The following is a 21,759-nucleotide window of genomic DNA, read 5'->3' on the forward strand; positions in this document are numbered from 1 at the left end:
AGAAAGAAGAAAGACAATATAACGAAAGCCCAAAATACCAAATCTAAAAAACAACAAAGCAATGAAAAATAAAGTCTCGAAAAAGCAAAAACCCCAAAGCTATCACTAACTCTGGGGTTCTACTTCTTTGTCTTTGCTTTCGCACTAAATTCAATCTGGCGATGCCCTACTCTCACATGGGGAAACCCCACACTACCATCGGCGTTACTGCGTTTTACTTCTGAGTTCGGAATGGAATCAGGTAGAGCCACAGCACTCTGGTCGCCAGAATATTCTATTGATGACTTCAGCTATTGCCTTTGTCTTTATTTGTCTATTTTCTTATTCTTTATCTGCTTTTTATTCGCACTTTAAATTCGAAACAAGCCGTTACTGAGTGTAGTGCCCAAAAACACTTGAGCGTTGTATAGTTAAGCCTCTCGGGCAATTAGTATGTGTTAGCTCAACGTATCACTACGCTTACACACCACACCTATCTACGTCGTAGTCTCCAACAACCCTTACCGACTTATAGTCGGGGAGAACTCATCTTGAGGCAAGTTTCGTGCTTAGATGCTTTCAGCACTTATCTCTTCCGCATGTAGCTACCCAGCAGTGCCTCTGGCGAGACAACTGGAACACCAGTGATGCGTCCACTCCGGTCCTCTCGTACTAGGAGCGACCCCTCTCAATTCTCCAACGCCCACGGCAGATAGGGACCGAACTGTCTCACGACGTTCTAAACCCAGCTCGCGTACCACTTTAAATGGCGAACAGCCATACCCTTGGGACCTACTTCAGCCCCAGGATGTGATGAGCCGACATCGAGGTGCCAAACACCGCCGTCGATATGAACTCTTGGGCGGTATCAGCCTGTTATCCCCGGAGTACCTTTTATCCGTTGAGCGATGGCCCTTCCATTCAGAACCACCGGATCACTATGACCTGCTTTCGCACCTGCTCGACTTGTCTGTCTCGCAGTTAAGCTTGCTTATACCATTGCACTAACCTCACGATGTCCGACCGTGATTAGCAAACCTTCGTGCTCCTCCGTTACTCTTTGGGAGGAGACCGCCCCAGTCAAACTACCCACCAGACACTGTCCGAGACCGCGTTCCGCAATCTTCGTTAGAACATCAAACGTTAAAGGGTGGTATTTCAAGGACGCCTCCACAATCACTGGCGTGACTGCTTCAAAGGCTCCCACCTATCCTACACATCAAAATTCAATGTTCAGTGTCAAGCTATAGTAAAGGTTCACGGGGTCTTTCCGTCTAGTCGCGGGTACACCGCATCTTCACGGCGATTTCAATTTCACTGAGTCTCGGGTGGAGACAGCCTGGCCATCATTATGCCATTCGTGCAGGTCGGAACTTACCCGACAAGGAATTTCGCTACCTTAGGACCGTTATAGTTACGGCCGCCGTTTACTGGGGCTTCGATCAGGAGCTTCTCTTTCGATAACACCATCAATTAACCTTCCAGCACCGGGCAGGCATCACACCCTATACGTCCACTTTCGTGTTTGCAGAGTGCTGTGTTTTTAATAAACAGTTGCGACCAGCTGGTATCTTCGACCGGTTCAACCTTCAGCGGTAAACGCTTACAATCTACGCCGGCGCACCTTCTCCCGAAGTTACGGTGCTATTTTGCCTAGTTCCTTCACCCGAGTTCTCTCAAGCGCCTGAGTATTCTCTACCTGACCACCTGTGTCGGTTTATAGTACGGTTTAGTATAACCTGAAGCTTAGTGGCTTTTCCTGGAAGCGTGGTATCGGTTACTTCATCTCCGTAGAGACTCGTCATCACTTCTCGGTGTTAACGGAATTCCGGATTTGCCTAAAATTCCCACCTACCGGCTTAAACAGACATCCAACAGTCTGATAACCTAACCTTCTCCGTCCCCACATCGCAGTTATACCAAGTACGGGAATATTAACCCGTTTCCCATCGACTACGCTTTTCAGCCTCGCCTTAGGGGCCGACTCACCCTGCCCCGATTAACGTTGGACAGGAACCCTTGGTCTTCCGGCGAACGAGTTTTTCACTCGTTTTGTCGTTACTTATGTCAGCATTCGCACTTCTGATACGTCCACCAAACTTCTCAATTCAGCTTCATCCGCTTACAGAACGCTCCCCTACCCAACAATGTTTCCATTGATGCCGCAGCTTCGGTGACTAGTTTTAGCCCCGTTACATCTTCCGCGCAGGCCGACTCGACTAGTGAGCTATTACGCTTTCTTTAAATGGTGGTCGCTTCTAAGCCAACATCCTAGCTGTCTAAGCCTTCCCACTTCGTTTCCCACTTAACTAGTACTTTGGGACCTTAGCTGGCGGTCTGGGTTGTTTCCCTCTCCACGATGGACGTTAGCACCCACCGTGTGTCTCCTGAGTATCACTCTTCGGTATTCGCAGTTTGCATCGGGTTGGTAATCCGGGATGGACCCCTAGCCGAAACAGTGCTCTACCCCCGAAGGTGTCCGCTCAAGGCTCTACCTAAATAGATTTCGGGGAGAACCAGCTATCTCCCGGTTTGATTGGCCTTTCACCCCCAGCCACAAGTCATCCGCTAATTTTTCAACATTAGTCGGTTCGGTCCTCCAATTAGTGTTACCCAATCTTCAACCTGCCCATGGCTAGATCACCGGGTTTCGGGTCTATACCTTGCAACTCAATCGCCCAGTTAAGACTCGGTTTCCCTTCGGCTCCCTTATTCAGTTAACCTCGCTACAAAATATAAGTCGCTGACCCATTATACAAAAGGTACGCAGTCACCCCACAAAGAGGCTCCCACTGCTTGTACGTACACGGTTTCAGGTTCTATTTCACTCCCCTCACTGGGGTTCTTTTCGCCTTTCCTTCACAGTACTGGTTCACTATCGGTCAATCAGGAGTATTTAGCCTTGGAGGATGGTCCCCCCATCTTCAAACAGGATTTCTCGTGTCCCGCCCTACTTATCTCAAACTTAGTACCACTATCAATTTTTCGAATACGGGACTATCACCCTGTGTCGTTGAGCTTCCCAGCTCATTCTCCTAAATCGAATGCTATCGTTTGAAGGCTCCTCCGCTTTCGCTCGCCGCTACTCACAGAATCTCGGTTGATTTCTTTTCCTCGGGGTACTTAGATGTTTCAGTTCTCCCGGTTTGCCTTATTAAGCTATGTATTCACTTAATAATAGTAGATTCTTCATCTACTGGGTTTCCCCATTCGGATATCTTGGATTAAACGCTTCTTATCAACTCATCCAAGCTTTTCGCAGATTAGCACGTCCTTCTTCGCCTCTGATTGCCAAGGCATCCACCGTGTACGCTTAGTCACTTAACTATACAACCTCAAATGTTCTTATTCTTTCAAACTTCACATTTAACGTCAGTTTTTAAACTAAACACTTGACTGCTTTTGTTCAGTCAAGATTTTTTAACTACTCAGACTTTCAATGTATTCGTTATCGCTTTCGCTTTAACGAACTTGAAAAATCTCTCAGTTTTTCAGCTTGTTTCCAATTTTTTAAAGAACAATTTAAGACAATAATTTGACTTATCATCATGACTAAATAAACAAATCTTTTACTTATTCACTTAGTCATGATGATTGGTGGAGATAAGCGGGATCGAACCGCTGACCTCCTGCGTGCAAGGCAGGCGCTCTCCCAGCTGAGCTATATCCCCATATATCATGACTGATATCCCCCCTCTCCTTTCAGCTTTCACTCATTTAGAGTGGTGGGTCTGAGTGGACTTGAACCACCGACCTCACCCTTATCAGGGGTGCGCTCTAACCACCTGAGCTACAGACCCAAAAGGATGCCGGATAATATCCGTTTTCGTCTTCTTCTATCAAACAATCTGTGTGAACACTTGCAGTCGCTCAATTCTTGGTAAGGAGGTGATCCAACCGCAGGTTCCCCTACGGTTACCTTGTTACGACTTCACCCCAGTCATGAATCATACCGTGGTAAACGCCCCCCTTGCGGTTAAGCTATCTACTTCTGGTACAACCCACTCCCATGGTGTGACGGGCGGTGTGTACAAGGCCCGGGAACGTATTCACCGCAACATTCTGATTTGCGATTACTAGCGATTCCGACTTCATGGAGTCGAGTTGCAGACTCCAATCCGGACTTAGACGTACTTTGTGAGATTCGCTCCATGTCGCCATATTGCTTCCCTCTGTATACGCCATTGTAGCACGTGTGTAGCCCTACTCGTAAGGGCCATGATGACTTGACGTCATCCCCACCTTCCTCCAGTTTATCACTGGCAGTCTCCTTTGAGTTCCCGGCCGAACCGCTGGCAACAAAGGATAAGGGTTGCGCTCGTTGCGGGACTTAACCCAACATTTCACAACACGAGCTGACGACAGCCATGCAAGCACCTGTCTCAAAGTTCCCGAAGGCACAAACTCATCTCTGAGTTCTTCTTTGGATGTCAAGAGTAGGTAAGGTTCTTCGCGTTGCATCGAATTAAACCACATGCTCCACCGCTTGTGCGGGCCCCCGTCAATTCATTTGAGTTTTAACCTTGCGGCCGTACTCCCCAGGCGGTCGATTTATCACGTTAGCTTCGGGCACCAAACTTAAAGTCCAATCCCCAAATCGACAGCGTTTACAGCGTGGACTACCAGGGTATCTAATCCTGTTTGCTCCCCACGCTTTCGCACATGAGCGTCAGTACATTCCCAAGGGGTCGCCTTCGCCTTCGGTATTCCTCCACATCTCTACGCATTTCACCGCTACACGTGGAATTCTACCCCTCCCTAAAGTACTCTAGTTGACCAGTATGAAATGCAATTCCCAGGTTAAGCCCGGGGCTTTCACATCTCACTTAATCAACCGCCTGCGTGCCCTTTACGCCCAGTTATTCCGATTAACGCTCGCACCCTCCGTATTACCGCGTACGCTGGCACGGAGTTAGCCGGTGCTTCTTCTGTAGTTAACGTCAATTACCAAATCTATTAAATTTGATACCTTCCTCGCTACCGAAAGAACTTTACAACCCGAAGGCCTTCTTCATTCACGCGGCATGGTCGCATCAGGGTTCCCCCCATTGTGCAATATTCCCCACTGTCGCCTCCCGTAGGAGTCTGGACCGTGTCTCAGTTCCAGTGTGGCTGGTCATCCTCTCAGACCAGCTAGAGATCGTCGGCTTGGTAGGCCTTTACCCCACCAACTACCTAATCCCACTTGGGCTCATCTCATGGCATGTGGCCTTGCGGTCCCACACTTTAATCCGAAGATATTACGCGGTATTAGCTACAGTTTCCCGTAGTTATCCCCCTCCATGAGCCAGATTCCCAAGCATTACTCACCCGTCCGCCACTCGTCAGCAAATTAGCAAGCTAATCCCTGTTACCGTTCGACTTGCATGTGTTAAGCCTGCCGCCAGCGTTCAATCTGAGCCATGATCAAACTCTTCAATTCAAAAAGTTTAATCGCTCAATAAACTGCTTAGCTAAGTTTACATATTACTTTAAAAGTAAAAATGAATTTCTAGTTTAAGCACCTATTAAGACTTCAAGTTTTAAATAATATTTTTAAAATCAAGTCAATCAACAAGTGCCCACACAGATTGTCTGATATATTGTTAAAGAACAAAAAGAAACGACGCACTGGCAATCAATTTTAAATCGTTCACAACAGTGCGTCGTTGTGTGTGGTGCATTATAGAGAAATCTAAAATCCTTGCAAGCACTTTTTTGCAAAAAATTTAGAAAAATCTACCGCTTGCTAATTTTTAGAACAAAACGAACAATTTTTTAACAATTATTGAATAAAACTTAATTCTTTCTTTTAGATTTAAAGATTCTTACTGAAATCTGAAATGATATATAAAATAGTTTAATAAAAGATAGAAAAATAAATATGAAGAAATAAAAAAGAAAAAACCTCAGTGAAACACTGAGGTTTTTGATTAACGTCGATTTGCTAATTTTGAATTTACGATTTCGTAAACACGTAATTTAGCAATTTCACGAGATAGTTTCGCAGAAAGCTCTGCATTATTTGATTTGCTTAATGTATCTTCTGCTTTACGTTTTGCGCAAGAATTCGTTGTTGATCCAGCTCTTCACCGCGAATCGCAATATCAGCAAGAACAGTTACGATGGTAGGCTGTACTTCCAAGAAGCCGCCAGACACATAGATAAACTCTTCTTTACCATCTTCAAGCGTATACTTAACCATTCCCGGTTTAATAGAGGTTAATAAAGGTGTATGTCCTGCATACACACCTAATTCACCATCTATACCTGTTACACGAACGCTAACTACATCGCCATTGAAGATTTCTTTTTCAGCACTTACGATACTAAGCTCAAATTTAGATGCCATGTTGTTCTCCTTTAGTTCCTAATTGAGGTTAGGGAACAATTACATCTTGCTCGCTCTTTCCACTACTTCGTCAATTGAACCCGCCATATAGAACGCTTGTTCTGGGATATGGTCAAATTCACCTTCCAAGATACCTTTGAAGCCACGGATTGTATCTTTTAATGATACATATTTACCTGGAGAACCGGTAAATACTTCCGCAACGAAGAACGGTTGTGATAAGAAACGCTCAATCTTACGTGCACGAGCAACCACTAATTTATCATCTTCAGATAACTCATCCATACCTAAAATAGCGATGATATCTTTTAGCTCTTTATAGCGTTGTAATGTACCTTGTACGCCTCGTGCCACATTATAGTGTTCTTCACCAACAACTAACGGATCTAATTGACGAGAAGTTGAATCTAATGGGTCAACCGCTGGGTAAATACCAAGAGATGCGATGTTACGGCTTAATACCACTGTTGAGTCTAAGTGTGCGAAAGTTGTCGCCGGAGATGGGTCCGTTAAGTCATCCGCAGGAACATAAACCGCTTGAACAGAGGTAATAGAACCTGTTTTAGTTGAAGTAATACGTTCTTGTAATACACCCATTTCTTCTGCAAGTGTCGGCTGATAACCTACCGCAGATGGCATACGACCTAATAATGCAGATACCTCTGTACCAGCTAAGGTATAACGGTAAATATTATCTACGAAGAATAATACATCACGACCTTCATCACGGAATTTTTCCGCCATAGTTAAGCCGGTTAAAGCAACACGAAGACGGTTACCTGGTGGCTCATTCATCTGACCGTAAACAAGTGATACTTTGTCTAATACGTTAGAATCCGTCATTTCGTGATAGAAGTCATTACCTTCACGAGTACGCTCACCAACACCTGCGAATACTGAGTAACCAGAGTGTTCGATTGCGATATTACGGATTAATTCCATCATATTAACGGTTTTACCTACACCCGCACCACCGAATAAACCAACTTTACCACCTTTCGCGAATGGACAAATTAAGTCGATAACTTTGATACCGGTTTCAAGTAATTCCGTACTGTTTGATTGTTCTTCGTAGCTTGGTGTTTGCACGGTGAATATCCCAACGAGCTTCTTCGCCGATAGGACCTTTTTCATCAATCGGCTCACCTAATACGTTCATAATACGACCAAGTGTCTTAGTACCAACTGGTACTTGAATCGGGTTACCCGTATTTTCAACTTTTAAGCCACGTTTTAAACCGTCTGATGTACCTAATGCGATACAACGCACAAGTCCACCACCTAATTGTTGTTGAACCTCAAGCGTTAAACCTGATTCAACTTTTAAGGCATCATATACTTTTGGTACTGCATCTTGCGGGAATTCAACGTCGATTACCGCACCGATAATCTGTACAATTTTTCCTGTTGCCATTACCTATTCTCCATTAAATTGCTGCGGCACCCGCAACAATTTCGTTTAATTCATTTGTAATGCTTGCTTGGCGAGCTTTGTTATACACTAATTGTAATTCATCAATTAATGTACCCGCATTATCTGTTGCGGCTTTCATTGCTACCATTCGAGCGGCTTGTTCAGAAGCAAGGTTATCGACAACTGCTTGATATACCTGAGTTTCTAAATAACGAACAAGTAAACTGTCCAATAGAACTTGTGGACTTGGTTCATAGATATAATCCCATGAACCTTTAGTTTCTAATTCATCATCTTCTAATTTAGGTAATGGAAGTAATTGTGCAATAACAGGTTTTTGCGACATGGTATTTTCAAAACGGTTATAAGCAATATAAACCGCATCCACTTCACCATTGCGATAAGCGTTAATCATTTCATTAACTGCCCCAACAATACGTTCCATTTCAGGATTATCACCTAAGCCTGTTACCTGAGATCTCACAGTTAAACCGAGATTTTGGTAAAAACTCACACCTTTTGAACCTACTAAGCCAAGCTCAACACTAACGTTTTTATCTTTCCACGTTTTAAATTCATTCAAAGTTGCTTTGAATAAATTGATATTAAGACCGCCACATAAGCCACGATCGGTTGATACAACAAAGTAACCAACTTTTTTAATATCTCGTTCAGTTAAAAACGGGTGCTTATAACCAATGCTTCCTTTAGCAATATGGCTAATCACCTTACGGATTGTTTCCGAATAAGGTCGACCGGCGACCATACGCTCTTGCGTTTTACGCATTTTAGAGGTAGCAACCATTTCCATTGCTTTGGTGATTTTTTGGGTATTTTTCACACTCGCAATTTTGGTTCTTATCTCTTTAGCACCTGCCATAATCTTTCTCCGCTAGTCGTGATTACCACGCACCGTTCTTTTTGAAGTCTTCTACGATAGCTTTTAATTGATCCTTGATTGAATCGTTATAATCGCCAGATTTTGCTAAATCCTTCATAAAATCAGTGTGATTACTATTTGCGTAAGCAAGTAAAGCAGATTCGAATGAACCGATACGCTCAAGTTCTACATCATCTAAATAACCAAATTCAGCCGCAAAAAGAACTAATGCTTGTTCACTTACTGGCATTGGCGCAAATTGTTTCTGTTTAAGTAATTCTGTTACTTTCTGACCGTGAGAAAGTTGCTTACGTGTCGCATCATCTAAGTCTGAAGCAAACTGAGCAAACGCCGCTAATTCACGATACTGAGCTAATGCGGTACGAATACCGCCAGATAATTTCTTAATTACTTTAGTTTGAGCCGCAGAACCTACACGAGATACCGAAATCCCCGGGTTTACCGCTGGACGGATACCTGAGTTAAATAGGCTTGATTCTAAGAAGATCTGACCGTCAGTAATTGAAATTACGTTTGTAGGAACGAACGCAGATACGTCACCTGCTTGTGTTTCGATAATAGGTAATGCAGTTAATGAACCTGTTTGACCTTTTACCGCACCGTTAGTGAAACGCTCTACATAATCCGCACTTACACGTCTCGCACGCTCTAATAAACGAGAGTGTAGGTAGAATACGTCACCTGGGAAAGCTTCACGACCTGGCGGACGGCGTAATAATAATGAAATTTGACGATAAGCAACCGCTTGTTTAGATAAATCATCGTAAACAATTAACGCATCTTCACCACGATCACGGAAATATTCACCCATTGCACAACCTGAATATGGTGCAAGATATTGTAGTGCCGCAGATTCAGAAGCTGATGCTACAACCACGATTGTATTTGCTAATGCACCATGTTCTTCTAATTTACGCACTACGTTAGCAATTGTAGATGCTTTTTGACCGATTGCGACATAGATACATTTAATACCTGAATCTTTCTGTGCAATGATCGCATCGATTGCTAATGCTGTTTTACCTGTTTGACGGTCACCGATAATTAACTCACGTTGACCACGACCGATTGGTACCATTGAGTCAACCGCTTTATAACCGGTTTGTACAGGTTGATCTACCGATTGACGATCGATAACACCCGGTGCGATAACTTCAACCGGAGAGAAACCGTCATTATCGATTTCACCTTTACCATCGATCGGTTGACCAAGTGTATTTACCACACGACCTAATAAACCGCGACCTACCGGAACTTCTAAGATACGACCGGTACATTTAACCGTCATACCTTCAGCTAAGTCAGCATAAGGTCCCATTACTACCGCACCTACAGAATCACGTTCTAGGTTTAACGCAATAGCATAACGATTGCCAGGTAATTCGATCATTTCACCTTGCATTACATCAGCAAGACCATGGATACGAATGATACCATCGCTTACTGAAACGATTGTCCCTGTGCTTTGAGCTTCGCTCACCACATCAAACTGGGCAATACGTTTTTTAATCAATTCACTAATTTCAGTTGAATTTAGTTGCATTTTTTATTCCTCTTACAAGCTCAACGCTTGGCTTAAGCGATTTAACTGACCTCGGCTACTGCCATCAATGACAATATCATCATACTTAATAATAATGCCGGCAATGAGAGAGTTATCTAATTGAACAGTTAAACGTACTTTTTGATTTAAGCGTTTTTCCATCGCGCTTGCGATTTTATCTATTTGTGCTTGACTTAATTCGCTAGCTGAAACAACGATAATATCTTTTACCGCTTCATGTTGCGCACGTAACTCAATAAATTCATTAAGTACCGCAGGTAACACAACAAGACGTTTGTTCTCAGCCATTACACGAATAAAATTTTGCCCATATTGGTCAAGCTGGTCGCCACAAATTTGGAGAAAAGTTTCCGAAATCTGACCGCTTGCAAGAGACGAATTAATATAATCCGCCACCTGTTCATTCTCAGCAACTAATGCTGAAAACTGTAACATTTCTTGCCATTTATCCAACTGACCTTGCTCTAAAGCAAAATCAAAAGTCTGCTTTAGCGTAGGGGCGAGCTACTGTACTTAATTCTGACATCTGCCCCACCTTGTTATAGTTCTGCAACTAGCTTATCAATAATGTCATTGTTCGTCGCTTGATCAACAGAACGACCAACAATCTTCTCTGCGCCGGCAACAGCCAATGCGACCACTTTTTGACGAAGCTCTTCTTGAACACGTTTACGCTCGCTTTCTACTTCTGCGCGACCTTGTTCAATAATACGTTGACGTTCGATTTCAGCTTCTGCTTGTACAGATTCTAAAATTTCATTACGACGTTTGGTTGCTAAATCAATAATTTTCTGTGCTTCTTCTTTCGCTTTGAGGATTTCTTGATCCGCTCATGACTTTAGAATCTGCTTGTTCTTGTCTCGCTTTTTCAGCTGATGCTAAAGCGTTAGCGATATTCGCTTGGCGCTCTTCGATCGCTTTAATAAGCGGAGGCCAAACATATTTCATACAAAACGCAACGAACAGTGCGAATGCAATAAGTTGACCAATTAGTGTTGCATTTAAATTCACAACGCCCTCCTAAAAGTCGGCTAAGTTATTCAAAGAATAACGGAAAAGAGAGACCCGACTTATTTCAATAAATCAATGAACGGGTTCGCGAAGATGAAAAGTAAAGAAATACCTACAGCGATCATTGCGATAGCATCTAAAAGACCTGCCACGATGAACATCTTAGTTTGTAAGCTACTTGCTAATTCAGGTTGGCGAGCAGATGATTCTAAGAATTTACCACCTAAGATAGCAAAGCCGATAGCTGTACCAAGTGCGACGAAAGCTAATAAGATTGATGCACCAATAATTGTTGCTGTGATTACTGATTCCATAATGTTCTCCATTAAGATTGAGGAATTCGCCCGAAGGCTGGGTTGTTGTTAATAAAAATAATTCAAGCGTTCAAATTTTTGCCAAATATTGAGAAAATTTAACCGCTTTTTAGGTTCGTTTAATGATCCGCTTTGTTATAAGCGATACTCAAATAAACAATCGTTAGCATCATAAAAATAAAGGCTTGAAGCGTAATTACTAAGATATGGAAAATAGCCCAAACCAAATGCAATGGAATACCTAACGCTTGTAATGCAAAGTTATCAGCCATATACATTACTGCGATAAGAATGAAGATTAGCTCACCTGCATACATATTACCGAATAAACGGAATGCTAAAGAGATAGGTTTTGCAAGTAAAGTAACCGTTTCAAGGATAAAGTTTACTGGAATAAAAGCCCAATGATTAAACGGATGGAGCGTATATTCTTTTACTAAGCCACCGAAACCTTTTGATTTTACGGTATAGAACAGAATTAAGAAGAATACGCAAATAGACATACCTAATGTAGCACTGATATCAGCTGTAGGTACGGCACGAAGGTAATGAATACCTAACATATTCGCTAACTGAGGTAAGAAATCTACTGGAACTAAGTCAATGGCATTCATAATAAATACCCAGCAGAAAATAGTGAGTGCAAGTGGAGCAATTACATTACGAGGCCCATGGAAGTTATCTTTAACTAAGCCATCAACCCATTCAATAATAATTTCCACTAAGCATTGTAATTTTCCTGGTACTCCGGCAGTCGCATTTTTAGCAACTTTAGAAAATATAAAAAGGAAAATAACTCCAGCAAGAAGAGAAAAGAAGAGCGTATCTAAATGCACAGCCCAAAAGCCATCACCTGAAGCCAAAAAACTCAAGTGGTGGCTAATATATTCTGCGGTAGTTCCAGCCATAATGAATCCTTTTAGAAGAAAAAATTAATGAGTACGTTTACTTAATATAAACGGAATGACGTTATTAAAAAATAATGTCACTAAATATCCCACAAAAAAGAGTACGAGATGAAGAGAAGGAAGCAATTTAAAGCACAAAATTACCAATAAAATAGTGATTAACCATTTTAGTCCTTCACCGCGATAAAAAGCGGTCATTTTTGACTGTTCTTTTGTGGTTTTTTTGAAGAAAATCCAATATACAAGCACGCAATGAGGAAGGAAACTCGATAAAGCCCCACCAAAAAAAGAGAAGCTACTTTCCCCCTTCCAAACCATTAAAATGCACAAAATACAGAAAAGAAGTAAAATTTCAGTTTTTAATGCTTTGGCATAATGCTGTTTAGCTTTATTTATTACAGCAGACATATTATTTCCTAATTTGACAGGCCAATGCCCCTGTAAAAAATGAAACACTCATTCGGGATTATACGATACAAAACAATAGATTAAAATATAAAAACCGAACAAAAAAGCGTTTTTTAACTATTTTGTTACAAAAAGGTTAATTTTGCATTTTTTTATAGAAAAACATAAGGAAAAGTAAGCCATCACAACCATTCTTTATTCACATTATATTTACATTATCAACAAAAAATCGGCAATTTACTATTCATAAAAAGCGTTGTAAGTAACATATAAATGACACTTACACACCAAAAAGTAAAAAGTACCACTTAATACAAATATAATAATATTTCATCAATTACTTCATAAGTACAACTAAGTGACGTTCTCCAATTAATTCTGGCACTGATAGCGTAACCACTTGCTCTAACTGAATCGGCTTTTTAATGTCTTGCACTTCACTTTCAGCATAAATCCCTTTAAGCGCATAAAATTTGCCTTGCGGATTTGGCAAATGGTAACACCAATCCACCATATCATTTAAGCTGGCAAAAGCACGGCTTAATACCCCATCAAAGGTTTGTTCGGTATATTCTTCTACACGCGAAAGCACAGGCGTTACATTCGTAATGCCTAACTCACGTAACGCATTTTTAATAAAGGTAATACGCTTACCAAGGCTATCCAGCAATACAAATTGTTTATCCGGATTTGCAATCGCAAGTGGAATACCCGGTAAGCCCGGACCAGTGCCAACATCAATAAACTTATCTCCCTGTAAATGTTCACTTACCACTAAACTGTCTAAAATATGTTTAACCAGCATTTCATCCGGATTACGCACGGAAGTCAGATTATAGGCTTTATTCCATTTATCTAATAAACGCACAAAACCAACTAACTGCTCTTTCTGCTGATCGGTCAAATTAATTTGCGCCTGCGCTAGCAAGCGGTCTAATTTTTGTTTCATTTTGTAAAATCCTTCCACAATAAAACACGGAACACACCGAAAGTAAGTATTGCATTAATTTCCGTATATTCCGTGCTTTTCAATTGGCTAAATTATAATTCGCCTCGTTTCAGCATACCTTGCTTTTTCAAATTCACGAGAAGAATTGAAATCGCGACCGGCGTAATACCTGAAATACGGCTTGCCTGCCCAATCGAAACTGGACGATGTTGCATCAGCTTCGCACGAACTTCGTTTGAAAGGCTCTCAACCTTATCATAATCAAATTCAGCCGGAATTAAGGTATTTTCATGACGTTTATGACGTTCAATCTCATTCTGCTGATGTTCAATATAGCCTTGGTATTTAATCGAAATTTCAACTTGTTCAGCCGCTTGTTTATCTTCCAATGCCGGTGCAAATGCCGCGACTTGCGTGAGTTTATCATAAGTCACTTCCGGACGACGTAATAAGTCTTCACCGCTCGCTTCACGGGTAAGCGGACTGCTGACCAATTCGTTTACTGCCACTAAGTGTTCTGATTGAGGGTGAATCCAAATTTGTTTTAAACGTTCACGCTCACGCTCGATATTTTCCATTTTTTGATTAAATCTCGCCCAACGAGCGTCATCAATCAAGCCTAATTCGTGTGCAATAGGTGTTAAACGAATATCAGCGTTATCTTCACGTAGCAATAAACGATATTCCGCACGCGAGGTAAATACACGATACGGTTCTTTTGTGCCAAGTGTACAAAGGTCATCAACCAATACACCGGTATAAGCAAGATCACGTGTAGGGAACCACGCCTCTTTGCCTTGAACCTGTAATGCCGCATTAATGCCGGCTAATAAACCTTGTCGCATTACTTCTTCATAACCGGTAGTACCGTTGATCTGACCGGCAAAGAATAAGCCTTCAATCGCCTTGGTTTCTAATGTCGGTTTTAGATCACGTGGGTCGAAATAATCATACTCAATCGCATAACCCGGTTTGATAATGCGTGTGTTTTCCAAACCTTTCATTGAATTTACAATGCCCATCTGTACGTCAAACGGTAAGCTGGTTGAAATCCCGTTCGGATAAACTTCAATGGTACTTAAACCTTCCGGCTCGAGATAAATTTGGTGACTATTACGATCGCTGAAACGCATTACTTTATCTTCGATTGACGGACAGTAACGAGGACCGATACCTTCAATCACTCCGGTGTACATTGGGCTACGATCTAAACTATTGCGAATCAAATCGTGCGTTTGTTCATTAGTATGCGTGATATAACACGGAATTTGACGAGGATGGAGATCAACAGACCCCATAAATGACATTACTGGTAATTCAGCATCACCATGTTGTTTAGCCAATATGTCAAAATTGATCGTACGTGCGTCTAAACGTGGTGGTGTACCGGTCTTAAGACGATCAACACGTAAATTTAGATCACGTAATCGATCTGCCAACATTGTTGCGACCGGATCACCTGCTCGACCGCCAGCATAGTTATCTAAACCGATATGAATTTTACCGGCAAGGAAAGTACCTGCAGTTAATACTACCGAACGTGCTTTAAAGGTTAATCCCATTTTAGTGACTGCACCGACCGCACGATTATTTTCAACTAAAATATCAACCACTTCTTGTTGGAAAATATCTAAATTTGGCTGATTTTCTAATGCAGTTCGTACTGCTTGGCGGTAAAGTACACGGTCTGCTTGTGCACGAGTTGCACGCACAGCAGGCCCTTTCGAGCTGTTTAATGTACGAAATTGGATCCCGGCTTGGTCGGTCGCAATTGCTATTAAACCGCCCATTGCATCGATCTCTTTTACTAAATGCCCTTTACCGATCCCACCAATAGCCGGATTACAAGACATTTGTCCTAAAGTATCTACGTTATGTGTTAAGAGTAAGGTTTTTAACCCCATACGGGCAGGAGCCAATGCGGCTTCTGTCCCTGCATGACCGCCACCAACGACAATCACATCATAAATTTCATGGTAAATCATATATCTGCCTTTATATTTTTATCTTTTAATGAGAACAAGAGAAAGATCATTATTCTACCTTAAAACAATAAGATCGTGAAAAGGCATTTTTAAGATCTTTAAGATGATCTAAATGACGATCTAAGGATCACCTATAATAAAAGAGATCTTTATATAAAGATCTTTTATTATAATGATTATTAGTGATGGATAATTATGAGGATAACCATATATTTACAAAGAATATCAATAAGTTAGATAAGATCTGTTCTTGTAAAGATCCTGAAATCAGCATTGATCTTACTTGTGGATAAATGACATAGTTATCCACATAAGAAGAATTAAAATAAGTTATTATTGAATAGATCTCAGCTTATTCTAGCTAAAACACATAACTTATCCACAGATGAAAAATTATGTTTTTATGCTGATTTAATAAACAAAATCACGTATGATATATTTTATTAACTAGAAAAATTACGGAGAAAAATCATGGAAACATATCAGTATTTAGCCGTTTTTAGTGATATCGATGGTACTTTATTAAATGACCAGCATCAAATTACACCTCATACTGAGCAAGCGATACATTCTTTGCTACAAAAGCATATTCCATTTATTCCTGTTTCCGCTCGTCCCCCACTTGCCATTACACCTTATACAACGCAACTTCAAAGTAAGCATGAGATCATCTGTTATAGTGGAGCGTTAATCTTAGATCAAGATCTCAAACCTCTATATAGTGTGTCTATTGATGCCAGAGATCTCGAAAAATTAGATCAACTATTGGCGGATTTTTCGTTTCTTTCGATTAATCATTATTCAGGCATTGATTGGTTTAGTAATGATTTGCATAATTCGTGGACACTGCAGGAAGCGGAAATTACCGGTCTACAAGCGGTCAAAAAGCCACAGAATTTAACCAATGTACATAAAATTTTAGTGATGGGCGAAGCGAACCAAATTCAGTCACTGGAAATCTTCTTAAAACAGCATTTACCGCATCTTTCTATTCATCGCTCTAAAAATGAATATCTAGAAATTATGAATAAGCAAGCGACAAAATCAGCGGCTATCCGTTTTATGCAACAACGATTAAATGTAACGCAAGATCAGATTATCGCTTTTGGCGACAATTTTAATGATTTGGATATGTTGCAATATACAGGACTAAGTATTGCGATGGGAAATGCACCGGATGAGATCAAAGCAGTTGCGAAGCGTATTACTGCATCAAATAATGATGATGGTATCGCATTGGTCTTAAATGAAGTGTTTCAGTTGAATGGCTAATGCAAAAAAATGCAAAAAAAAGCCTCGGAACTTCCGAGGCCTTATAGATTGATCTTATTTGACGCTAATATCACGACCAAAGAATTGTTCACCTAATTTTTTCAGCGTACCGTCTTTGTGTAATTCGTTAATCGCAAGGCTGAGTTTATCTAATGCTTCTTGGTTGCCTTTATTTGCAATAAAGCCTGCACCGACTTTTTCAGGAGATTCCCAAACAATTTTTAAACCTGATTTTGGATTTTTCTTGAGGTAATCTAATAACGCTAGGTTGTCATTAAATGTTGCATCTGCACGTTTTTGTTGAATCAATAATAAACCTTGTGCCATACCGTCAATTGGTACAATCTCTGCACCATTATCACGTGCTAATTCCCCATAGTTTGAACTTAAGGTTTGTGCAGTTTTAACACCTTTCACATCAGAGGCTTGTTTGATTTTTGTTTCATCATTACGTACCACTAACGCCGCTCCAGACCAGCTATACGCTTCTGATTTATCAAAAGTCGCTTGGCGTTCCGGTGTGGTTAAGCCCACTTGGTTTGCGACTAAATCGAAACGATCTGCTTTTAGACCTGCTAACATTGAATCCCATTGGGTTTCTTTAAAATCTACTTTAACACCTAATTTTTCTGCCACCGCACGTGTAACCTCCACATCATAACCAGTTAATTTACCGTTTGCATCATGATAGGTAAACGGCGCATAAGTGCCTTCAGTACCGACTGTAATGGTACCTTTCGCATTAATTCGGTCGAGTAAGGTTTCTTTTGCGAATGAAGTTGTTGAAGTTGCTAACGCGATAGCAGATACTGCAATGATAGATAATTTTTTTAACATAGTAGGAATCCTCTTAATGGGAGAAAATTAATAGATAAAATGTATTAAGTTTTGTTTGAACGAATTATTAGAGAAATTGATCTTGGCTTCAAATAACTAAATAGAATAATAATGAGCAAAATGTTGTAAGAGAGAAGAATGGTTTTAGAATGTAAAACGTAAGCGGTCATTTTTGCGTAAAATTAGGCAACAAAATGACCGCTTGTTCTATGATAAATAGGCCCCGCAACAATGTTTAAATTTCTTGCCAGAACCGCATACGCAATGCTGTTTTTGTGTTGGAAGCGGTACAGTCGGATCAACGAAATACCAACGGTTATGGATTTGTACAAACAGCGATAATTCGTGATGAGCTTCAATACCATTTTCGGTCTTAAAGAGGGCTTTAAATTCAACTAAGCTGTGTAATTTACTGATATTCGGTTTATGTGCAAGGATTTCTAACCCTGCCCATTGAGTCGTTTCTCCCCATACTTTCATCGCATTTTGGTCTAAAAACTTCTGTTGATTAGGAACAGTCGTATCGACAATGTAATCAATATTGACCAAAGTATAGGCAAGATAACGGGAACGCATCAACTGTTCTGCGGTTGTCGGAATGGCCTGTTTTAGATGAAACGGTTGGCAACATTCTGCATAAGGTTTACTGGATTGACACGGGCAAGCGGTTAAATTTTCTGACATTTTTACGGCTCTGATTTTGTTGTATCGTTCACAAATTTGAGTAAAGTTTGAATTTCGTTTTTAGCTTGCTCAGAAAGCACTTTGTTATCGTTTAGCATCTGTGTGCCACGTAAACGGATAAACTCTAAATAATCTTTGTTTTTGCTCTGCTCATATTGCTGTTTTGCCGCATACATCTCCGCAAAATATTTACGAGTTTGACTAATTAACATCTTTTGCCCGAACATTACAATAATCGCCAATGCAAGTGCAATCACCGAGCCGTAGCCGTCAGTCGGGTAATATAAAACACCGGCAATAATAAATAAGGCGGTAACTAACATCGAACTGTTTTTGATGTACTGTTGTTCTGGCGCTTTTAACGCTTTTTTTAAATCCATTGCAAAATTTCCTGTAAATTGACCGCTTGTATTATAAAAAAATACCCCCTCTAGGATAAAGAGGGGGGTGAATGATTTGTATGGGTAGATTAAGCTAAGATACCTAACCAATAACCTAAAATCCCCACGCCGAATAAGCCGAAGATAATGTACATCGCATTCACTTTCTTACGTAATAACCACATACATAAGAAGGTTAGCAATAATGCCGCTAAACCCGGTAATAAGTCGTTAAGCACGCTTTGCACGGTAGTAACCACTTCTTCGCCCATTGCATTTTTATAACGAGAAAGCTCAAACGGTATATTGATACTGGTCCACTTCGACACCAAGGAACCCATCACAAATAAACCGAGAATAGAAGCGCCTTGCGTTACTTTTTGCAGACGTCCGCCACCCATATCCGAAACGATTTCCGTCCCTTTTTGATAGCCGTATTTAAAGCCGTACCAACGGGTAAGCGCACGGCAAAGGTTAATGCCGATAAAGAATAATAATGGACCTAATAGGCTACCGCTAATCGCTAAACCAGCGCCCAGTGCGGCTAATACCGGACGTAATGTCCCCCAGAAAATCGGGTCGCCGACACCGGCAAGCGGCCCCATTAAACCGACTTTTACACCGCTAATTGCCGCATCATCAATTGCCGCACCGTTAGCACGTTCTTGTTCCATCGCCGCGGTTACACCCATAATTGCCGAACCGACCCAAGGTTGCGTATTGAAGAACTCTAAATGGCGTTTTAATGCCGCAGCTTGGTCTTCTTTACGGCTGTAAAGACGTTTAATTGTTGGGATCATCGATACGCAGAAGCCCATTGATTGCATACGTTCAAAGTTAAATGAACCTAAGAGGAAAGTTGAACGCCAATAAGTCGCACGAATATCCGCACTGGTAAGTTGTTTTTTCTCTGACATAATTTGCTCCTTATAGACCTTCTAACTCGTTATCCGCTAATTTTTTAGTGGTGCGAGGCGCATTTACCGATTGGTTGAATTGTGGGTTTAATTGGATGTAAAGCATTGCTAAACACGCACCTAAGAAACCAAGACCGACTAAGTTGTAGTTTGAGAATGATGCAATTACAAAGCCCATAAAGAAGAATGGCATTAACGCACCGGCACGCATCATATTGATAACCATCGCATAACCTACCACTACGATAAAGCCACCTGCAATTTGTAAACCGCGAGTTACCACCTCCGGAATTGCATTTAATGCCTCGGTTACTGTATCGGTGCCTGCTACAAGCGCCACGAAGAAAGTTGGAATCGCAACACGTAACGCTTGTAAAGAAAGACCGGCAAAATGACAGAACTCAATACCACGGAAGTTTGCTTGTTCGGCAAATTTATCCGCTTTATGTTGTAAAAAGATGGTTAGGGTACGCACGAAGATGGTTAATACCTGACCTGCCGCAGACCACCGGAATGGCGATAGCGATTGCCGTACCTTTATCTTGTCCGCCTTTGATTACTAAGATTGCCGCAATCACAGAGGCTAATGTCGCATCCGGCGCCATTGCCGCACCAACGTTCATCCAGCCTAACGCCAACATTTCAAGCGTACCGCCAACAATAATACCGGTTTGTAAGTCGCCTAACACCCAGCCGATTAAGGTACAAGCCACAAGCGGGCGGTGAGTTTGGCGTTCATCAAGTACGGAACCCATACCGCAGATTGCGGCGACTAAGGTTACTAAAATAATTTCAATACTAGTCATAATAAAATCCTTAATTAGAATTTGATTGCATCAAGACGTGCTTTATCAAGCGGTTCTTTTTTGTTTGCCGCCACTTGTTGTAACGACATATCTACGCCTAACTCGAGGAGTTTGTAGAATGCGGCGAGATCAGTTTGGTTAATCGCCACCGCTTGAGAAATTAGTTTGTCGCCTTCACGGAAAGTCATACCGCCGACATTGACATTTTTAATGTTTACGCCGCCTTCAATTAAGCGAACAATATCTGACGGATTGGTGACCAACCAAATAATGTTTTTACCAGCGTATTTCGGGTTGTGCCATACTTTGATCGCTTTATCGACCGTAATCACATAGCCTTTTAAATGTTCAGGTACTATTTGGAGCAATAATTCACGGCGAATATCATCATTTGCCACTTCATCACTGATCGCAAAAATCGCTTCGCATTTCACGGTTTTCGCCCAAGAAGTCATCACTTGACCGTGAATTAAACGGCTGTCGATACGCATTAATGAAATATTCATACGTCCGTTCGGATCGAAATTGGCAGGAAGAGATGAGGATTCTTCGGAAGAGGCTTCCTCTGATGGAATAGGAGATGTTGGTTGTGGAGTATGGAACGTTTTAACGCTTAAGTGCCCGATTTCTTTTGCCGTTGCGGCAAGTTCGGTTGCCGTTTTTGCATCGGCTGAAGCATCCATAACTTCAAGTAGCATTGGTAGGTTCGTACCGGTCACGATATCGTCTTGCGGACGTTTTGCGACAATTCTGGTCGCCGCATTGTACGGACTACCGCCAAATAAATCGACCAAGAATAGCACGCTGTCTGTCGGCTGAAGCGTTGCAATAATCGCTTCATATTTTTCGACTAGCGTATCTTGACCTTCTCCCGGCACAAAGATAACCGGATGAACATTATCCGTTTCTCCATATACCATTTGTGCGGAATTGACCAACTCAAGGGCTAATTTTCCATGAGCGGCGATGATCAAATGCACCATTTTTTCACCTCTGTGTTTGTGTTCATTTATTAATTTGCTAAACCGCTTTAGCGGTGTGGTGAATATGAAAACGTTTGCTTTTTTGCAAACAGAGAATGACAAATATGAGATCTAGA

13 protein-coding genes, 2 tRNA genes, 3 rRNA genes and 5 pseudogenes are annotated in these 21,759 nt (G+C 41.4%); 1 reads left to right on the top strand and 22 read right to left on the bottom strand.

Annotated elements, in window-relative coordinates; all coding sequences use genetic code 11:
- Positions 1-153: 153 nt before the first annotated feature.
- From rrf to mnmG, 16 genes and pseudogenes are all read right to left on the bottom strand, one after another.
- Positions 154-269: ribosomal RNA gene (gene rrf / locus NYR89_RS08915) — 5S ribosomal RNA — on the bottom strand.
- Positions 270-406: 137 nt separating this feature from the next.
- Positions 407-3,306, bottom strand: a 23S ribosomal RNA gene (locus tag NYR89_RS08920).
- 268 nt (positions 3,307-3,574) lie between these two features.
- Positions 3,575-3,650: transfer RNA gene (locus tag NYR89_RS08925), tRNA-Ala, on the bottom strand.
- A gap of 52 nt (positions 3,651-3,702) precedes the next feature.
- Positions 3,703-3,779 (bottom strand) — tRNA-Ile (locus NYR89_RS08930).
- Between the two features lie 81 nt (positions 3,780-3,860).
- Positions 3,861-5,401, bottom strand: a 16S ribosomal RNA gene (locus tag NYR89_RS08935).
- Together the 16S, 23S and 5S rRNA genes with 2 tRNA genes alongside form the textbook arrangement of a ribosomal RNA operon.
- Before the next feature lie 490 nt (positions 5,402-5,891).
- Positions 5,892-6,310, bottom strand: a pseudogene (locus NYR89_RS08940) (F0F1 ATP synthase subunit epsilon).
- Positions 6,311-6,349: 39 nt separating this feature from the next.
- Positions 6,350-7,724 (bottom strand): annotated as a pseudogene (gene atpD, locus NYR89_RS08945) (F0F1 ATP synthase subunit beta).
- A 13-nt stretch (positions 7,725-7,737) separates the two neighbouring features.
- Entirely contained in the window at positions 7,738-8,604 is an 867-nt protein-coding gene (atpG, locus tag NYR89_RS08950) for a F0F1 ATP synthase subunit gamma (RefSeq protein ID WP_279445532.1), read from the bottom strand.
- A gap of 22 nt (positions 8,605-8,626) precedes the next feature.
- Positions 8,627-10,168, bottom strand: coding sequence for a F0F1 ATP synthase subunit alpha (gene atpA / locus NYR89_RS08955; protein WP_279445533.1), 1,542 nt, complete (start codon positions 10,166-10,168; stop codon positions 8,627-8,629).
- Positions 10,169-10,180: 12 nt separating this feature from the next.
- Positions 10,181-10,715: pseudogene (atpH, locus tag NYR89_RS08960) on the bottom strand (F0F1 ATP synthase subunit delta).
- 13 nt (positions 10,716-10,728) lie between these two features.
- Positions 10,729-11,200 (bottom strand): annotated as a pseudogene (gene atpF, locus NYR89_RS08965) (F0F1 ATP synthase subunit B).
- 59 nt (positions 11,201-11,259) lie between these two features.
- Positions 11,260-11,514 (bottom strand): F0F1 ATP synthase subunit C, encoded by a 255-nt coding sequence (atpE, locus tag NYR89_RS08970; RefSeq protein WP_279445534.1) that lies wholly within the window; start codon positions 11,512-11,514, stop codon positions 11,260-11,262.
- A 119-nt stretch (positions 11,515-11,633) separates the two neighbouring features.
- Positions 11,634-12,422, bottom strand: a complete 789-nt coding sequence (atpB, locus tag NYR89_RS08975) for a F0F1 ATP synthase subunit A (RefSeq protein ID WP_279445535.1) — start codon at positions 12,420-12,422, stop codon at positions 11,634-11,636.
- A 24-nt stretch (positions 12,423-12,446) separates the two neighbouring features.
- On the bottom strand, positions 12,447-12,830 hold the full coding sequence (locus NYR89_RS08980) for an ATP synthase subunit I (protein ID WP_279446673.1): 384 nt from the start codon (positions 12,828-12,830) through the stop codon (positions 12,447-12,449).
- A gap of 337 nt (positions 12,831-13,167) precedes the next feature.
- Positions 13,168-13,779: a 16S rRNA (guanine(527)-N(7))-methyltransferase RsmG gene (rsmG, locus tag NYR89_RS08985; RefSeq protein WP_279445536.1), complete on the bottom strand. Its 612-nt coding sequence runs from the start codon at positions 13,777-13,779 to the stop codon at positions 13,168-13,170.
- Positions 13,780-13,871: 92 nt separating this feature from the next.
- Positions 13,872-15,764 (bottom strand): tRNA uridine-5-carboxymethylaminomethyl(34) synthesis enzyme MnmG, encoded by a 1,893-nt coding sequence (gene mnmG, locus NYR89_RS08990; RefSeq protein WP_279445537.1) that lies wholly within the window; start codon positions 15,762-15,764, stop codon positions 13,872-13,874.
- A 471-nt stretch (positions 15,765-16,235) separates the two neighbouring features.
- On the opposite strand from mnmG, the gene NYR89_RS08995 reads away from it, so the two are divergent.
- The gene (locus tag NYR89_RS08995; protein ID WP_279445538.1) at positions 16,236-17,036 is read left to right on the top strand and encodes a Cof-type HAD-IIB family hydrolase; all 801 of its coding nucleotides are present in this window, start codon (positions 16,236-16,238) and stop codon (positions 17,034-17,036) included.
- A 54-nt stretch (positions 17,037-17,090) separates the two neighbouring features.
- Here NYR89_RS08995 and NYR89_RS09000 read toward each other — a convergent pair whose 3' ends face one another.
- From NYR89_RS09000 to NYR89_RS09025, 6 genes and pseudogenes are all read right to left on the bottom strand, one after another.
- Complete coding sequence (locus NYR89_RS09000; RefSeq protein WP_279445539.1) at positions 17,091-17,873, bottom strand: amino acid ABC transporter substrate-binding protein; 783 nt, start codon at positions 17,871-17,873, stop codon at positions 17,091-17,093.
- Between the two features lie 207 nt (positions 17,874-18,080).
- Complete coding sequence (locus NYR89_RS09005) at positions 18,081-18,557, bottom strand: YchJ family protein (RefSeq protein WP_279445540.1); 477 nt, start codon at positions 18,555-18,557, stop codon at positions 18,081-18,083.
- 2 nt (positions 18,558-18,559) lie between these two features.
- On the bottom strand, positions 18,560-18,937 hold the full coding sequence (locus NYR89_RS09010; protein WP_279445541.1) for a hypothetical protein: 378 nt from the start codon (positions 18,935-18,937) through the stop codon (positions 18,560-18,562).
- 89 nt (positions 18,938-19,026) lie between these two features.
- The gene (manZ, locus tag NYR89_RS09015; protein WP_275218151.1) at positions 19,027-19,854 is read right to left on the bottom strand and encodes a PTS mannose transporter subunit IID; all 828 of its coding nucleotides are present in this window, start codon (positions 19,852-19,854) and stop codon (positions 19,027-19,029) included.
- A gap of 10 nt (positions 19,855-19,864) precedes the next feature.
- Positions 19,865-20,660, bottom strand: a pseudogene (locus tag NYR89_RS09020) (PTS mannose/fructose/sorbose transporter subunit IIC).
- Between the two features lie 14 nt (positions 20,661-20,674).
- A complete protein-coding gene (locus NYR89_RS09025; RefSeq protein WP_279445542.1) occupies positions 20,675-21,643 on the bottom strand; it encodes a mannose/fructose/sorbose PTS transporter subunit IIA in 969 nt (322 codons plus the stop codon).
- Positions 21,644-21,759: the final 116 nt, after the last annotated feature.

Origin of the sequence: Actinobacillus arthritidis (genome assembly GCF_029774155.1) — a bacterium.
Taxonomy (GTDB): domain Bacteria; phylum Pseudomonadota; class Gammaproteobacteria; order Enterobacterales; family Pasteurellaceae; genus Actinobacillus; species Actinobacillus arthritidis.

Bases quoted from the DNA above. Each gene is read 5' to 3' on its own strand.
- atpG (WP_279445532.1), bottom strand. From the start codon at position 8,604: ATGGCAGGTGCTAAAGAGATAAGAACCAAAATTGCGAGTGTGAAAAAT.
- atpA (WP_279445533.1), bottom strand. From the start codon at position 10,168: ATGCAACTAAATTCAACTGAAATTAGTGAATTGATTAAAAAACGTATT.
- atpE (WP_279445534.1), bottom strand. From the start codon at position 11,514: ATGGAATCAGTAATCACAGCAACAATTATTGGTGCATCAATCTTATTA.
- atpB (WP_279445535.1), bottom strand. From the start codon at position 12,422: ATGGCTGGAACTACCGCAGAATATATTAGCCACCACTTGAGTTTTTTG.
- NYR89_RS08980 (WP_279446673.1), bottom strand. From the start codon at position 12,830: ATGTCTGCTGTAATAAATAAAGCTAAACAGCATTATGCCAAAGCATTA.
- rsmG (WP_279445536.1), bottom strand. From the start codon at position 13,779: ATGAAACAAAAATTAGACCGCTTGCTAGCGCAGGCGCAAATTAATTTG.
- mnmG (WP_279445537.1), bottom strand. From the start codon at position 15,764: ATGATTTACCATGAAATTTATGATGTGATTGTCGTTGGTGGCGGTCAT.
- NYR89_RS08995 (WP_279445538.1), top strand. From the start codon at position 16,236: ATGGAAACATATCAGTATTTAGCCGTTTTTAGTGATATCGATGGTACT.
- NYR89_RS09000 (WP_279445539.1), bottom strand. From the start codon at position 17,873: ATGTTAAAAAAATTATCTATCATTGCAGTATCTGCTATCGCGTTAGCA.
- NYR89_RS09005 (WP_279445540.1), bottom strand. From the start codon at position 18,557: ATGTCAGAAAATTTAACCGCTTGCCCGTGTCAATCCAGTAAACCTTAT.
- NYR89_RS09010 (WP_279445541.1), bottom strand. From the start codon at position 18,937: ATGGATTTAAAAAAAGCGTTAAAAGCGCCAGAACAACAGTACATCAAA.
- manZ (WP_275218151.1), bottom strand. From the start codon at position 19,854: ATGTCAGAGAAAAAACAACTTACCAGTGCGGATATTCGTGCGACTTAT.
- NYR89_RS09025 (WP_279445542.1), bottom strand. From the start codon at position 21,643: ATGGTGCATTTGATCATCGCCGCTCATGGAAAATTAGCCCTTGAGTTG.